The organism is Vibrio sp. Y176 (assembly GCF_033438945.1).
Genome location: NZ_JAWOQS010000375.1, coordinates 1 through 784 on the forward strand (window position 1 = coordinate 1; position 784 = coordinate 784).

1 protein-coding gene is annotated in these 784 nt (G+C 41.2%); it reads left to right on the forward strand.

Annotated elements, in window-relative coordinates:
• Window positions 1-488, forward strand: a 488-nt coding sequence (locus tag R7O13_RS26150; protein ID WP_318305112.1) for a metal ABC transporter permease, incomplete at its 5' end; no start/stop codon positions are given.
• Between the last annotated feature and the right edge of the window lie 296 nt (window positions 489-784).

Sequence of the window (784 nt, forward strand, 5' to 3'; positions counted from 1 at the left end):
GCTTGTTTGTGGTATCTGCCTCTTTGGCAGTGTTACTTGTTAGCAAAGACCCACATGGTGCTGATTTCATTCAAGGGATTTTGAATGGTCAGCTACTGTGGTCGACATGGCAAGATGTTTGGCCGTTGACGGTAATCACTGGTGCGATGTTGTTGCTAGTACGCACAAAGCCCGAATTTATGCGTGGTAGCGGTTTTTATCTCATCTTCGCTATTTTGATGCCGATCACCGTCAAACTGACGGGGATTTACCTAGAGTTTGCTTTATTGGTGATTCCCGCTTTATGCGCTGCGAGCCTTAAAGGTAGACGTTTTTTAACCGCCAGTTTAGGTATCGGAACTATTGGTATTTTGTTGGGGATAGCAGCTTCTGCAAAGTATGATTTGCCTAGTGGTGCAACGATTGTTATTACGCTGTTTATGATGGGTTTAGTTTTTAATATCTTCTCACCGCTGAGAAAAATCGTGTTGTTACAGATGAAGAGTTAATACCAAGCACCATTTGCGGTAGTGGTGCTTTTTTTGTTTGTATTCAATTGGTTAGTTCCTCGCCCCATTTCTCTGTTTTAGTATTCAATTTGAGAACCGCCAGAAACATCATCAAGTTGTCTTGATTCGTTCACATCAGACTTCCAGAATATTCCTATAGTTTCATTAACGAAATAAAATCCTTTGCGTATGAGAAGCACAAACCCACATAACGATAAGCGCCTAGGATCAAGCAAGTTTGTAATCTCAACATTTAAGGAAGACCAAGATGAAACCGGAAAAAGTAGCAGTAGTCA